General features: G+C 73.3%; 15 protein-coding genes. 10 read left to right on the forward strand and 5 right to left on the reverse strand.

Going from position 1 to position 13,940, the window contains the following annotated elements:
• Positions 1 to 212 precede the first annotated feature (212 nt).
• The 6 genes from E9529_RS11580 to E9529_RS11605 all read left to right on the forward strand — a co-directional run bounded on the left by E9529_RS11580 (position 213) and on the right by E9529_RS11605 (position 5,874).
• Positions 213 to 509, forward strand: coding sequence for a hypothetical protein (locus tag E9529_RS11580; protein ID WP_236831303.1), 297 nt, complete (start codon positions 213 to 215; stop codon positions 507 to 509).
• 24 nt (positions 510 to 533) lie between these two features.
• Positions 534 to 935: a hypothetical protein gene (locus tag E9529_RS11585; protein WP_236831304.1), complete on the forward strand. Its 402-nt coding sequence runs from the start codon at positions 534 to 536 to the stop codon at positions 933 to 935.
• A 372-nt stretch (positions 936 to 1,307) separates the two neighbouring features.
• Positions 1,308 to 3,608 carry a heavy metal translocating P-type ATPase gene (locus E9529_RS11590; RefSeq protein ID WP_236831305.1) on the forward strand — a complete coding sequence of 767 codons (2,301 nt, stop codon included), beginning with the start codon at positions 1,308 to 1,310 and terminating at the stop codon, positions 3,606 to 3,608.
• A 79-nt stretch (positions 3,609 to 3,687) separates the two neighbouring features.
• Positions 3,688 to 4,182 (forward strand): hypothetical protein, encoded by a 495-nt coding sequence (locus tag E9529_RS11595; RefSeq protein ID WP_139206243.1) that lies wholly within the window; start codon positions 3,688 to 3,690, stop codon positions 4,180 to 4,182.
• A 103-nt stretch (positions 4,183 to 4,285) separates the two neighbouring features.
• Entirely contained in the window at positions 4,286 to 4,927 is a 642-nt protein-coding gene (locus E9529_RS11600; RefSeq protein ID WP_236831306.1) for a DUF305 domain-containing protein, read from the forward strand.
• Positions 4,928 to 5,010: 83 nt separating this feature from the next.
• Entirely contained in the window at positions 5,011 to 5,874 is an 864-nt protein-coding gene (locus tag E9529_RS11605) for a F510_1955 family glycosylhydrolase (RefSeq protein WP_236831307.1), read from the forward strand.
• A 32-nt stretch (positions 5,875 to 5,906) separates the two neighbouring features.
• Here E9529_RS11605 and E9529_RS11610 read toward each other — a convergent pair whose 3' ends face one another.
• Both E9529_RS11610 and E9529_RS11615 read right to left on the reverse strand, forming a co-directional pair.
• Positions 5,907 to 6,545, reverse strand: a complete 639-nt coding sequence (locus E9529_RS11610; protein WP_236831308.1) for a DUF305 domain-containing protein — start codon at positions 6,543 to 6,545, stop codon at positions 5,907 to 5,909.
• A gap of 128 nt (positions 6,546 to 6,673) precedes the next feature.
• Positions 6,674 to 7,081 (reverse strand): four-helix bundle copper-binding protein, encoded by a 408-nt coding sequence (locus E9529_RS11615; RefSeq protein ID WP_236831309.1) that lies wholly within the window; start codon positions 7,079 to 7,081, stop codon positions 6,674 to 6,676.
• Positions 7,082 to 7,198: 117 nt separating this feature from the next.
• Between E9529_RS11615 and E9529_RS11620 the strand changes: the two genes are divergently transcribed.
• The gene (locus E9529_RS11620; RefSeq protein WP_236831310.1) at positions 7,199 to 7,579 is read left to right on the forward strand and encodes a helix-turn-helix transcriptional regulator; all 381 of its coding nucleotides are present in this window, start codon (positions 7,199 to 7,201) and stop codon (positions 7,577 to 7,579) included.
• Positions 7,580 to 7,604: 25 nt separating this feature from the next.
• Entirely contained in the window at positions 7,605 to 7,991 is a 387-nt protein-coding gene (locus tag E9529_RS11625) for a hypothetical protein (RefSeq protein ID WP_236831311.1), read from the forward strand.
• Between the two features lie 195 nt (positions 7,992 to 8,186).
• On the opposite strand, the gene E9529_RS11630 is transcribed toward E9529_RS11625, so the two are convergent.
• From E9529_RS11630 to E9529_RS11640, 3 genes are all read right to left on the reverse strand, one after another.
• On the reverse strand, positions 8,187 to 9,500 hold the full coding sequence (locus tag E9529_RS11630; protein ID WP_236831312.1) for a hypothetical protein: 1,314 nt from the start codon (positions 9,498 to 9,500) through the stop codon (positions 8,187 to 8,189).
• Positions 9,497 to 9,835 carry a hypothetical protein gene (locus E9529_RS11635; protein WP_236831313.1) on the reverse strand — a complete coding sequence of 113 codons (339 nt, stop codon included), beginning with the start codon at positions 9,833 to 9,835 and terminating at the stop codon, positions 9,497 to 9,499. Before E9529_RS11635 ends, E9529_RS11630 begins: the two co-directional genes overlap by 4 nt.
• Before the next feature lie 161 nt (positions 9,836 to 9,996).
• The gene (locus tag E9529_RS11640; protein ID WP_236831314.1) at positions 9,997 to 10,386 is read right to left on the reverse strand and encodes a hypothetical protein; all 390 of its coding nucleotides are present in this window, start codon (positions 10,384 to 10,386) and stop codon (positions 9,997 to 9,999) included.
• A gap of 152 nt (positions 10,387 to 10,538) precedes the next feature.
• Here E9529_RS11640 and E9529_RS11645 point away from each other — a divergent pair, with 152 nt between their 5' ends.
• Entirely contained in the window at positions 10,539 to 10,739 is a 201-nt protein-coding gene (locus tag E9529_RS11645) for a hypothetical protein (RefSeq protein ID WP_236831315.1), read from the forward strand.
• A 110-nt stretch (positions 10,740 to 10,849) separates the two neighbouring features.
• The gene (locus tag E9529_RS11650) at positions 10,850 to 13,912 is read left to right on the forward strand and encodes a hypothetical protein (protein ID WP_236831316.1); all 3,063 of its coding nucleotides are present in this window, start codon (positions 10,850 to 10,852) and stop codon (positions 13,910 to 13,912) included.
• The last annotated feature ends 28 nt before the right edge of the window (positions 13,913 to 13,940 follow it).

Genomic DNA, 13,940 nt, shown 5'->3' on the forward strand with positions numbered 1-13,940 from the left:
CCGCACCGCCCGCTCACGGAACTCGGGCAGGTACCTCTTGGGCATGGCGCCATCCTCCTGGACTCACAAGGAGGCGGCATCAAACCCGTGACGGTTCACTCCGCCACATCGAGTCCCGCGCGCTGGACAGCGCCGCCACTCGGGCGGCCAACCGTGAGGCCGCCGGGCGGGAGGTCCGCACCAGCACCGCCGGTGGCGCGAAGTACAACGCAGTGGGCGCCTGGCGGCGCATGTTCAAGGTCGCCGTCAAGGACCGCCACCTCGCGAAGGCCTTCGACCCCTCCCAGGAAATCAGCAAGCCCAAGCGCAGCGACGGCACCCGCATGGCCTTCGAGCAGTTCCAGCTCGACGACGTCTGGGCCGTGGCCACCGGAACCGGCGACGACCCCGTGCTCGACGAGCACGTCCTGGAGACCATCCTCATCGCCGGGGCCCGCCAGGAGGGCATCCTCAACCTGACCCTCGGCGGGCTGGACCACGTCGAGTGCACCATTCGGCTCGACGAGTAGTTCGGCAAGGTCGTCCACCAGCCGGTGCCCGACTGGTTCATCGCCAAGCTGCACGCCTTCGCGGTCGGCCGGGGTGCAACCCGGCCCGGCGACGCCGTCTTCCGCTACCACCCGGGCGGCCGCCGGCGCGGAGCCCCCATCGGCAGCCGCCGCTTCGACTACCTCTTCGAGGACCGCATCCAGGCCCGCCTGCCCTGGGCGGACAAGGAGCAGGTCACCGGCCACACCGTGCGGCACCACGCCATCACGGTGGTCGAGCGCGAGTTCAGCCACGCGGTGTCGGTGGCCTTCGCCAGGCACGAGCCCGAGGGCGTCAACGGCCGGTACACGGTGGCCCGGCCGAAGGAGGTCGCCGCGGCCGTCGTCGCGCTCTACGGCGGCGACCACCCCTGGCTGCACCGCGAGCCGCGGCCGCGCACTGACTGACGCCGTCGCCGCCCGCAGGGGCCCCACCGCCGGGTGGGGCACCTGCGGCGTTTCGGCGGGGATCTCCGCACCGCCGTCCGGCCGTGTGGAACCCCGGGGTGCTCATCACCCAAGGGCGGTCGGCGGCTGCACCCGGGCGGGTGGGCAGGTCTCGGTGGGCCCCGTCCTCGCCCTCCAGGCGCCGCCGCGTCGGCGCGCGATCGGCTCGCCGGCCGGCGTCACCGGCTGAACCGCAAGCCGAGCAGGGCTGTGGAAATACCCTAGGGGGGTATAAGGTTAGCGTCGGTGCAGGTCCCCCGGCGCTGCCACTCACCCGTCTCCGGCGGGTCCGGCGGCCGGCCGGTGGAGCAGTGCGAGGCAGAGGGGAAGGTCATGTCAGATCCGACGAACGGCCCGGGCCGCCACGCGGGGCAGCCGGACGCGGCGGTGCCCGGCCACCACCACGGCCACGGGCCGACGCACGGACAGGGACTGCCGGTCGCCGCCGGCGACGGCCGCGTGGGCGTGGAGGACCCGCTGCGCGCCGCCGCCGGCTCCACCCCCGACGGCCACGCGGTGCACGGCGGGCACGAGGACCACGGTGGCCAGGGAGACCTCGGCGGTCACGCGGCGCACGGCGGGCACGCCGGCCACGGCGGTGATCACGTGGCGATGTTCCGTCGGCTGTTCTGGCTGATGCTGACGCTGGCGGTGCCGACGGTGCTGCTCAGCGGCATGTTCGCCGACATCGTCGGCTACACGCTGCCCGACGTCCCCGGCCTGGAGTGGGTGTCCCCGGTGCTGGGGACGGTGATCTACGTCTGGGGTGGGTGGCCGTTCCTCACCGGCGCGATCGGGGAGATCCGGGCCCGCAAGCCCGGGATGATGCTGCTCATCGGCATGGCCATCACCGTGGCCTTCCTCTCCTCCTGGGGCTCGACAGTGGGCCTGCTCTCCCACGAGCTGGACTTCTGGTGGGAGCTCGCGCTGCTGATCGTGATCATGCTGCTCGGCCACTGGCTGGAGATGCGATCGCTGGCCCAGACCTCCTCGGCGCTGGACTCGCTGGCCGCGCTGCTGCCCGATGAGGCGGAGAAGGTGGTCGGCGACCAGGTGGTCACGGTGCCCCCGGCCGAACTCGTCCTCGGCGACGTGGTCATCGTCCGCCCCGGCGGCCGGGTGCCGGCCGACGGCGAGGTCGTCGACGGAACCGCCGACGTGGACGAGTCGATGATCACCGGCGAGTCCAAGCCGGTGCGCCGCGGGGTCGGCGACACCGTGGTGGCCGGCACCGTGGCCACCGACACCGCGATCCGGGTGCGGGTGGCCGCGGTCGGGGAGGACACCGCGCTGGCCGGCATCCAGCGGCTGGTTGCCGAGGCGCAGTCCTCCACCACGCGGGCTCAACTGCTCGCCGACCGAGCCGCCGGCTGGCTGTTCTGGTTCGCCGTGACCGCCGCGGCGATCACCGCCGTCGTGTGGAGCCTCTACGGCGCGCCGGACAGCGCGCTGGTCCGGGTGATCACGGTGCTGGTCATCGCCTGCCCGCACGCCCTGGGGCTGGCGATCCCGCTGGTGGTGTCGATCTCCACGGAGCGGGCGGCCCGCGGCGGGCTGCTGGTCAAGGACCGCGGGGCGATGGAGCGGATGCGCACCGTCGACACCGTGCTGTTCGACAAGACCGGCACACTCACCAAGGGTGAGCCGGCGGTCAACCACATCGCCGGCGTCGACCGCACCGAGGACGAGGTGCTGGCGCTGGCCGCGGCGGCGGAGGCCGACAGCGAGCACCCGCTGGCGCGTGCGATCGTCGCCGCCGCCCGCCAGCGGAACCTGCCCGTGTCCCCGGCGGCGGAGTTCCGTGCGTCGGCCGCGGTCGGGGTGACTGCCACCGTCGACGGGCACACCGTCGCCGTCGGCGGGCCGAACCTGCTGACCGAGCACGGCCTGGCGCCACTGGCCGACACCCGGCCGTGGGCAGCCGAGGGCGCGACGGTGCTGCACGTCCTCGTGGACGGGGACGTCGCCGGAGCGCTGGCCCTGGCCGACGAGATCCGGCCGGAGTCCCGGCAGGCGATCGACGCCCTGCACGCCTTCGGCGTCGACGTCGTCATGATCACCGGCGACGCCGAGCCGGTCGCCCGCGCGGTGGCCGCCGAGCTCGGCATCGACCAGGTGTTCGCTGGGGTCCGTCCGGAGGACAAGGCCGAGAAGGTCGCCGTCCTGCAGTCCCAGGGCCGGGCCGTGGCCTTCACCGGGGACGGCGTCAACGACGCACCAGCCCTCGCCCGGGCCGATGTGGGCATCGCGATCGGCGCCGGCACCGACGTGGCGATCGGCTCCGCCGGGATCATCCTGGCCTCCTCCGACCCGCGCGCGGTCGTGTCGGTGATCCGGCTGTCGCGGGCCAGCTACCGCAAGATGCAGCAGAACCTGTGGGCCGGCGCCGGCTACAACCTGATCGCGGTCCCGCTCGCCGCCGGCGTGCTCGCCCCCATCGGCTTCGTCCTGCCGATGGAGGTCGGCGCGCTGCTGATGAGCCTGTCCACCGTCGTCGTGGCGTCCAACGCCCAGCTGCTGCGGCGGCTGGACCTGCGCCCGGAGGCCAGCGTCGCCGAGGTCACCGCCGGCCGGCTGGCTCCGGAACGGCGGTCCGCGGCGGCCGCCGAGCCGACCGCGGCCGGGCGGCGCTGACCGGCTCCGGCCGCCGGGCACCGTCCCGGCGGCCGGGACTGCGGGCGTCGTAGCCTCGCTGAGGAAAGGGGGGGTGGGCATGGCGGCACGAGGATGGGCAGCGCTGCTGCTGCTGGCCGCCGTCTTCGCCATGCACGGCCTGCAGTGCACCGCCGTCGGCACCGATCACACGGCCGGACACGGCACTGCAGGGATCGCTGTGGCCCCCGCCGAGCAGCTCGAGGGTGGTCTGCACGCAGGGGCGGTGAGCCCCGGCCCCGACGCGCACAGTGCCGTCCACGACAGGAACCCCGGCAGCGTGCACGCCGCCGCCGCGATGGCTGCCGCCGCCCCTCTGGCCGGCCTGCTGACCGCCGGCCACGACAGCACGGCGCCGGCCGGAGCGGCCGGGCACCTGTGGACGCTGTGCCTGGCGGTGCTCGCCGCCGGGCTGGCGGTGCTGGTCGCCCTGCTGCTGCCCCGCCTGCTGACGCTGCTGCCGGCGGCGTGGGCGCGGCTGCGCGCGCACGCCTCCACCGGCCTGGCGCCCCTGCGCCCGCCGGACCTGCACGCCCTCTGCCTGCTGCGGATCTAGGCCGACCGCCTCCACCGCCCCCGCCTCAGCGCCCGTGCTGGCCCGGCGGCGGTGTACGCGCACGTCCACCGGCCAACTTCTGCAGCTTCAGGAGACATCCACCATGACCCGCACCACCGCACGCCTGACCAGCCTCACCGTTGCCCTGCTCGCCGGCGCACTCGCCCTCGCCGGCTGCGCCGACGACGACAACGACGCCGCCGGGCACGGCTCGATGATGAACGACACCGGCTCCTCGGCCAGCTCCTCGGCCGCGCAGGCCGAGTTCAACGACGCCGACGTCACCTTCGCCCAAGGCATGATCCCGCACCACCGGCAGGCGATCGTCATGGCCGAGCTCGCCGAAGGACGCGCCGCCGACCCGCGCGTGCTCGACCTGGCCGCCCGCATCCAGGCCGCGCAGGACCCCGAGATCGAGACGATGTCCGGCTGGCTGCAGGACTGGGACGCCGACGGCGGCCACATGGACGGCATGGACGACGGCATGGGTGCCATGGATCACGGCGAGGGCGGGATGATGTCCGAGGGCGACATGCACGCGTTGATGTCCGCCACCGGCCCGCAGTTCGACCGCCTCTTCCTCGAGCAGATGATCGTGCACCACCAGGGCGCGGTGGAGATGGCGGCCGAGCACTCCGCGAACGGCCGCAACGCCGAGGCGCTCGCGCTGGCCCAGTCCATCCGCGACAACCAGAACGCCGAGATCGCCGAGATGCAGCAGCTGCTCACCGAGCTGGGCGGCTGACCCGGCCGCGGCGGGGCCGGCGCTCAGGCCCGCCCCGCCGCGCACCGGCCCGGTCCGCCCTCGCACCGCCCTGGAGCATTCGGATGCCCACGAACCGCACCGCTCGCGCCGCCGTCGCCGGCGGCGTCCTGCTCACCCTGCTGACCGGTTGCGCGGCCACCGACGAGTTCGCCACACCCGCGCCGGGCGACACCCTCGGCACGCTCCCGGCCGCGCACGTGCACGCCGTCGCCGTCGATCCCGGTGACGGTGCGCTGCTGCTGGCCACCCACGAGGGGCTGATCACCGTCGCCGACGACGGCCGGCCGGCAGCCGTCGGCCCGGTCATCGACCTCATGGGATTCACCGTCGCCGGGCCCGACCACTACCTGGCGTCGGGGCACCCCGGGCTGCGCACCGACCTGCCCAACCCGGTCGGGCTCATCGAGAGCACCGACGGCGGGGAAACCTGGGCGCCGCTGTCCCGCGCCGGCGAGTCCGACTTCCACGCCCTCACCGCCCTGCCCGGCGGGGGTGCGCTGGGCTACGACGGGGCGCTGCGCCGCACCGCCGACGGCACCACCTGGGAGCAGCTGGCCATCCCGGCCGAGCCGCACACCCTCACCGCCACCCCCGACGGCCACGTGCTGGCCACCACCGGCGCCGGGCTGCTGCGCTCCACCGACGCCGGGGCTACGTGGGCGCCGGTGGACGACGTGCCGCTGCTGCAGGTGGTGACCTGGTCCGGCGACGGCACCGCCGCGGTCGGCATCACACCGGACGGGGCGGTGTGGACCAGCACCGACGCCGCGGCCAGCTGGACCCAGCGGGGGCAGCTGGACGGGGCGCCGCAGGCGGTGGCCGCGACCACCGCCGACGGCGAGCTTCGCGTCCTCGTGGCGACCGACCACGGCCTGCTGGAGTCCACCGACGGCGGCGCCACGTTCACCACGCTGTTGAGCACCTGAGCCGCCGCTGACCACCTGAGCCGCCGCGCCGGTCAGCCGGTCGGGCAGTCGCGCAGCGCCGAGCCCTCGAACTCGGGGACGGGTCGGGCCTGCGCCTCCTCGGGCGTCTCGGCCTCCCCGTTCTCCTCGATGTCCTGGATCAGCCACTCCATCTCGGCGATCTCGCGCTCCTGGGCGCGGATGATCTCGACGGCGAGCTCGCAGACGCGGACGTCGGTGATGTCGGCGCGCTCGGAGCGGGTGATGGCCAGCGAGTGGTGCGGGATCATCGCGCTCATCCAGGCGGAGTCCTGCACTGTGGCCTGGGTGCGGTCCAGCGCGATCCCTCCGCCCAGCAGCAGCAGGCTCACGGCCACGATGGCGATGTTGCCCTTCATGTTCTTGTACATGTTGAGCATCCAGGCCAGCATGACCAGCCCCATGGTGCCGCCCATGGTGATCGCCATGAACACGCGGCTCTGGCTGAACTGGACGTGGCTCCACTCCCAGGTGCCGGCGAACATCGTCCAGTACATGACCACCATGGACGTGGTGATCATCGCCGCGAAGCGCAGGTACATCTTCCGCTGCATCTTCTTCTGCATCCCACCGTCGTCGGAGGCGTCGTGGTGGCCGGACTCCTCGCCGCCGTGCCCGCGCGAGTGGTCCTCGTTGCTGCTCTTGGTCGCCATGGGTTGGTGTTCCGTTCTCTCGCCGACCGGTCTCCGGGGGCCGGGCGTGGGTGGTCGTGCCTGCCGACGTCCCGGCGCCTGGTAGGGGCCTGGTGCGCCGGGACGCCTGCTGGTTCGGGCCGGGTCGGTCAGCCCAGCGAGCTGATGAGGTCGCGGCACGCCTGCTCGCAGCGCCGGCAGGCCTCGGCGCAGACGCGGCAGTGCTCGTGCATCTCGGCGTGCTCGGCGCACTCGTCACCGCAGGCCTTGCACGCCGCGGCGCAGGCCTCGAGCACCGCCCGGGTGAGGTTGGCGTCGTAGCCGGTGTGCCGGGACAGCACCCGGCCGGTGCTGTCGCACACGTCGGCGCAGTCGAGGTTGGTGCGGATGCACTTGGTGAGCTCGGCGACGGTGTCCTCGGACAGGCACGCGTCGGCGCAGGCGGTGCAGGCCTGGGCACATTCGAAGCACGCCTCGATGCACTCGCGGAGCTTGTCCTTGTCCACTCTGCCGAGGTCCTTGGGGTAGGTGTCGAGCATCTGCGCGGCCACGGTCATGGCTACCTCCTCGGATCTCCGGCGCCGGAGGGCTCGGGTGCCGCCCGGGGCTGTCGCCGGCGGATCCGTGCTACCCGTAGATCCGTACGGGTATGGGTGCATCGGAGGTGTTTCTCGATGTCCGAACCCACCCACGCCCATCCGGTCGATCCCGAACGGGTCGCCCACGCCCGCGACCGGCTGCCCAGCCGCGATGAAGCGGCCCAGCTGACCAGCGTGCTGAGCCTGATGGCGGACCCCACGCGTGCCCGCGTGCTGTTCGCCCTGGACATGGTGGAGGAGCTGTGCGTCGGCGACCTCGCGCTGGCCCTGGAGGCCAACGAGGACGCCGTCGGGTACGCGCTGCGGCTGCTGCGTACCGCGGGGCTGGTGGTCAAGCGCAAGCAAGGGCGCGTCGTGTACTACCGCCTCGCCGACGGCTTCCCCGAGCCACTGCGCGAGCACTGCCTGCGCCAGCTGATCGCCCTGTCCCAGGCGCCGGCGCCCGACGAGGGCTGAGGCCGCGCGGCGCGGGGCTCGCCCCGTGCTCGCCGCCGGCGGCCTGGCCCTGCTCGCCGCCGGAGGGCTCGCCGCCAGCGCGCCCGGTGGATCGGTAGCGCTACTCGCGCTGGCACTGGCGCTGCTGGGGCTGGGTTGGAACCTCGGCCTGCTCGGCGGTACCACGCTGGTCACCGCCGCCGTCCCGCTGGCCGTCCGCGCCCGCACCCAGGGGCGGGTCGACCTCGCCGTCGCCCTCGCCGGCGCCACCGGCGGCATGGCCAGCGGCATGGTCACCGCCGCTAGCAGCTACGCCACCCTGAGCCTCGGCGGGGCCGCGCTGGCCCTCGTCGTGGTCCTGGTCGCGCTCCGCCCGGTACGGCCAACGGGCTGGTCGGCCGCCACGGCCTCTGCCGGGACGCGCAGGAACTGACCGCTGCGCACGGGCGCTGATCCGGACGGTCACTCGACCACGGGCCGCGGCCATCGTGGGCTCCACGGCGGCGGCCACGCCTGGCTGCGCCACCTGGCGCGGCCGATCGCCCCCTGGTCGGGTCGACCACGTTCAGCAGGGGCCCACCGGTTCGGTGGGCCCCTGCTGCCGTTCATGCTTCGCAGCGTCGACGTACTAGCCGGCGTGCGATCCGGGTCGGAGCGCGCGTGCTGCCTCCTGCAGGTGTCCGGTCAGGACCCGGCGCAGGGTCTCCGCTGACGTGCGAATGCTCGCCAGCGACTTCTCCCCGCTGGAGATGTGACGAGTCAGTTCGTCCCAGCGGGGGAGGAGTTCCAGGGCGTGACCCACTGCAGTCTGCGCCTGACCGACGTCGACGGACGCGCCTGGCTGCTGCCCGGCCGCGATGACCAGACTCAGCTCCCTGAGCACCGACAGCACGAGGGTGAACGCAGTCGGATCATCCGCCGCGACGACGAAGTCGACAGCGCCGACCCGGCAGAACCGGCTCGGGCCCGGGACGTGGGTCTCGTCCGGAACCACGAGCAGGCCGACCGTGGCCCGACGAACACGCCGGGCATCCGAAAGCGCCTGCTGTGCTTCGCGGACGCTGAGCGGGCGGGTGCGGTTCTTGCACTCCACCGCGATGGTGGGCTGCGCCCCGCTCCCGAGCACCGACAGGACGAGGTCGCCGGCTTTGCGGCTGCTGCTGCCCGGCGCTGGAGTCGAGCCCACGTGTGAGACCACATCGCCGGTCGCCGCCGCGAAGGACGCTAGGTGGTCGGCGATCACGGTCTCCCAGGCGGCGCCGGCCGCGTTCGGGTTGCGCCGGCTGGCTGCCTGCCCGGCCTGCTGGGCCTGGATCATGCCGCGCAAGGCGGCGATCCCTTCCGCCAGTTCCCGGCGCGCGCCGTCGACGCTGGCGTTGATCTCTCTCTTGGCGGCCGACAGCGGTGACAGCGGATTGTCCGTCGACAGGGTGCTCCGTACCTGTTCCGTGTGCGACGACACGATCCTGGCGAGCTGGCTCAGGGCCTCCGTCTGAACGACGCCTGCTGCTTGCCGGACCGCCTCCTGGACGTTCCCGGCTTCGCCGCCGAGCGCGGCTGAGAGCCGTGCCGGCAGATCGGCCAGCGCGGCGGCGGCGGCCTGGCGAGTGGCCTGCTCGGTGTCGGCGAGACGGGCGGTGAGCTCGTCCAGTTGCGCGACGGTGGCCGTCGCGCGGGTCGCGAGGGCATCCTCGAAGCCACTCAGGGCTCGCTGGATGACCGCGTCGACCTCGGCGCCACGCTGCAGCTCGCCGGCCATCAGGCCGACGGCGACGGCACGAGTGACGGTTTCCTCGAGGGAGGCCGGGCCGTGCGTCGCGAGTTCCCGCTGGGCGATCGCGACCACCTCACGGTGCGTCACCCGCAGGTGGCGGATCTCCAGAGCGTCACCGGTGACGGTGACGTTCCGACTGCGGCCCCGCTGGGCCGGGACGGCGGTCATCGCGGCAGCTCCGCCTGGAGCAGCTGCGCGACCGTGACCGGTGGCCCGTCGCCGAGCCGGCGGCAGGTCAGGCAGTCCGCGGCTCGGGTCAGCGAGTCGCCGGTGTGCTCGGCTTGCAGCAGGAGGAGGTGCAGGCCGGTCTCGATCACCCGGAAGTCGTCCGGGTGCCGCGTGCGCAGTGCCTCCTCGATCGCCACGACGGTGTCGAGCAGTTCCTGCTCGTCGTCGCCGCCGTGGGCCTGGGCCGAGATCAGCCGAGCCGAGGCGGCCAGCCAGCTCGACATCAGCCGGCGGAGATCCCGGTCGCGGTGCGCGGCCTCGGCCGCGGGGGACACCGGTCCTGAGACCGGGAGGGGACGGATGGATTGGGACATGGCGGGCCCTTCGGGTTGCTGGGCGCCGTGGTGCGGGGGACGGACGTCCCCCGCAGCACGGGGGTGGCGTTCGTCCACCGCCGGACACGGTCGGAGCGGCGCGGCCGAGGACAAGCTGCGGATCACCGCCGCTCGTTCCGGTAGCGCTCCCGGGTCCACAGCAGGCCGACCAGGCCGCCGATGTGGACCGTCTCGCCCTGCCCCTGGAGGTAGTCCCAGTCGCTGTCGCTGAGCAGCGTCGGCCCGCACACCTGGACGATGACCTCAACCGCAGCCGGTGCTTCCCCGCTGAGCAGCCAGCTCAGGCGGCTGCAGCTGAGGTCATGCTCCTGGCACCAGCATCGGTGCCCGGGCTGGGTCACCTCACAGGTGAAGCATGTCGCGCAGGTCTCGCTGGCGTCGTACTCGACCGGCTCGACGGCGGGGAGCCGGCCGGTGACGGTGGCCGCCGCGAGGCACACCTCGTTGCACAGCATGACGCTGGCGCCGCGGTCGATGGGCAAGAACAGCATGAGGAGCTCCCGGAGGGCTCGGCCGGCGCCCCGCCGGCGGGGACGGCGCCGGAGGGCGACCGTGGCCGGACCGTGCTGCGAGACCGCGCCGCGGCATTCGCCTCGGCCGGGCTCATTGCGCCGAGGGGCACTCGCGCCGACAGGTCACCGGCATGGACACCGACCTGCCCGCCCACGCCGACCACGAGCCCGCCGCGCTGCGCCGCTACCGCGAGCTGGTCGCTCGCCTCAGCGACCCGTCTGCCCTGACCGACGAGGCGTTCGACCTGCTCGCGCCCGGCGGTGACACCGCAGGTGAGGAGGACATCTGGGTGCCCCTCGTCGTCACCAGCAGGGTTGTTCCCGAGGTGTAGAACCCCAGGTCCATTTCGCTGGCCTCGGAGCCTTGTATCGCTGCGATTGCCGCCGACGGTGCCCCCGGCACGGTGCGAACCGTTCGCGCCCCGCCGAGAGGACCACCCCGATGTCGATGTACACGCCGCAGAAGGTCTACCGCCTGCTGGCTCCGCTGCTGCCCCCTGGGGCCCCGACGTGCGTGAACCTGCCGCGCTTCTCCGAGGAGAAGCACTGGCCGGGACTGGCAGCACAGATCGCCGCGCTGTTCGAGGCCTACGCGCCGGGCAGCCCCGCGCTGCAGACCATGCAGAGCTGGCCGGAGGAGGTGTGGAACCCCGAACACGCGGCGCTGGGTGCGCAGTACGGCGTCCGGTGGCTGCGGCTGGCGGATCTGCACCATCTCGCCGAGGGGGAGGACTCGCTCATCTGCGTCGTTCTCGTCGGCGACCAGCTCCTGGTCGGCGCCACGCTGTCCACGACGAAGCGGCACATCGCCCGTGAGGACGGCGAGGACGAGAACGCGTACCTGGTCCTGCTCATGGCGCTGATGAACCACTACCGCTCCCTGCGGGCGCTGCGGTGGGTCGAGGACGTCACCCGGGCCGCGCGGGACGACTTCGGCTGGTCTTCCACCAAGCGCAAGTGCAAGGACCGCGGAATCCGCATCGTGCTCGCGGGCCGCTCCTACGACCTGCACGACCAGGGGGACGAGCTCGCGCTGAAGGCGCTGGGCATCCCGGCCACCCAGGACGACGACAAGCGCCGCAAGGCCCTGACCGGCAAGCGCCTGCTCAAGTACATGTCCGGGGGCGCCGCCATCGCTGAGGACCAGATGCCCCACGGCTGGCGATTCGCCCGCGACGAGCACGGCCGGCCGCGGTGGGAGGGCATGCGCGGCTACATCCCGGAGGGCGAGCTCGAGATCGTGCCCGCCCTTCAGGACCTGTACCGACGCGTCGCCGCCGGCGAGACGTGGACGCGCATTGCCGACCAGCTGATCGACTGGGAGGCGAAGGGCAACATCACGCGCCGGGCGCACGCCAGCATCGGCAGGACCTACGCGGACGTCGACGGGGACGCGATGGCACGGTACGGCGCGGCGAAGGGCGTCTTCGTGCGGGGCAACGGCCGCCCGAAGGTCGCCCCGACCGAGGCAGCGATCGCCGACTACGAGGGCGGCGGCGACCCCGCCGTGCTGTTCAGCCCTGAGATCCGGCTGTTCCTCGGCAAGGTCGAGCTGGTGCGCACCGGCCGGTACTTCCGCCGGCTCACCAACGACATCCGCGGCCGCAACGTCGTCCTCAACGGCGTGGCGGCCGCCTACCGCGACGAGGACGACGAGTTCGGCTGGTTCGACGTGCTCAGCGAGCCCTGGGCGTGGCCGGTCGACCCGGTCAGCGGGGAGCAGTTGGTCCGGTTCGGGATCCCCGACGAGACATGCCGCAAGGTCGGCGCCCGCCTGCTGCGGGAGCTGCGGCAGCCGCCGGCGGAGTCCGGCGGCCGGGTCCACCACTCACGGGTGGTGCGCCGAGTGCTGCAGAACTTCAACCTGTGGATCGTGAAGCCGGGGAAGCCCGGCGCCCAGTACGACGACGAGCCCACCGAGTACGGCATCGAGGCGCGCCAGAACAACAGCGGCAAGGACAACTTCGTCGTTCTGTTCCGCCGGCACAGCGTCGGGGGCAAGCCCAACGGCGACCGTCGCGGCCTGTCGTGGCTCGGCCCGAAGGAGAAGAAGCCGGAGCACATCGCCGCCACCGGCAGCCTCGACGACCTCACCGGCTCGGTCGCCGCGGCGCTCGACGACGCCCTGGCCAGGATCGCGGGCACCACCGAGCTGGCCACGTTCGACGGGACCGCGCCGGCCGGCGAGGACCTGCACCGCCGCCGCGTCTCCCTCGAAGCGCAGCTCAGCCGCCTGGCCGAGGAGGCCGCGGCGCTGCGCCGTGAGGCCGACAACCAGCAGCTGATGGCGGGGCGCAAGGCGAACGCGGGTGACCTCGAGGGTGCGGACCGCTACGACCAGCTCGCCACACGGATGACCGCCGAGGCGGGGGCGAAGGACCAGGACTGCGAGCGCATGCGGCAGGAGCTCGCGGCGGTCGGAGATGCGCTGAGGACGGCCACCCGCCGCCGCGAGGCCGAGGTCGACCTCTCCGTCGGCGCCTGGCTGGTCGCAGGTCTGCGTCGTGGCGTCTACAGCGGCGGCCGCGGCTCGGCGGTGCTCGGCAAGCTCGCCGACGGGACGTTCAAGAACTGGACCTTCCGGGCCGACGACGAGGACCTGCACTGGGAATGCGTCGCGGAGCTGCCCCTCCGCGACGGCGGCAAGCTGCGCCTGCCGTTGGCCGGCTGCATCCGCAACGTCCGGACCCGGCCCGGCAAGGGCCTCGCCTCGGCCGACGTCGTCGCCCGCTATGTCCTCGACGAGGGCCGCGACATCAAGGAAGTGGCCACCATCCTCGCTGCCACTCGCCGGACCCTCATCGTCAAGATCCTCATGCCCTGGCTGGTCGCCAACGAGGTGAAGGCCCGCGGCGCCAAGAGCTCCCTGCTCGACCACCCGCTCCCCGCGGTGCGGCGGATCGTGTACGCGGCGGTCACCGGCACGGACAACGGCGTCGCCGCTCGCTGGCCGGAGGCCGTCTCGAACCTCGTCGTCTCGACCTACACCGACCCCGACTTGCCGTGGGGGGACGCCGCCGTCCCCGACGACGTCCGGCCGGTCATGCGGCTGGTGGCCACCCTGGATCAGCCGGGTACGCGCGAGCACGGCCTGCTGGTCTCCGAGGCGTCGCTGCTGCTCGGCGTTTCCGAGGAGGAGGTGCGCAGCTGGGTCGTCCCGGTGCCCCCGTCGTCCGGCGGGTTCAAGCGCCCGCGGTACCTGCAGTACGTCCCGGGCAGCAACAAGCAGCGGATCGAGCTGATCCCGTGTCCGCACGGGCGGTGCCGGGGCCGCGCCAGCCACGTGGTGATGCTCGCGGAGGTCGCGCGCAGCGGGTTCGGCGTGCTGTGCCCGACCTGCCGCCGCGCCCCCCGGAAGGACTACATGTGGAAGTGGATCGCGTTCCCGCCCGCGTACCTCGGCCACTGGAGCCGCACCGAGAAGGTCGGCTTCCGCCAGGCGCCCGTCACCGTCGCGGTGCCCGCGCCGGTGCCGTACGCCATCGAGCCGGCCGGAGCCGCCTGAGACGCGCGGCCTCGGGGGGCCGCGGGCG

The organism is Blastococcus sp. KM273128 (assembly GCF_021698975.1).
Taxonomy (GTDB): domain Bacteria; phylum Actinomycetota; class Actinomycetes; order Mycobacteriales; family Geodermatophilaceae; genus Blastococcus.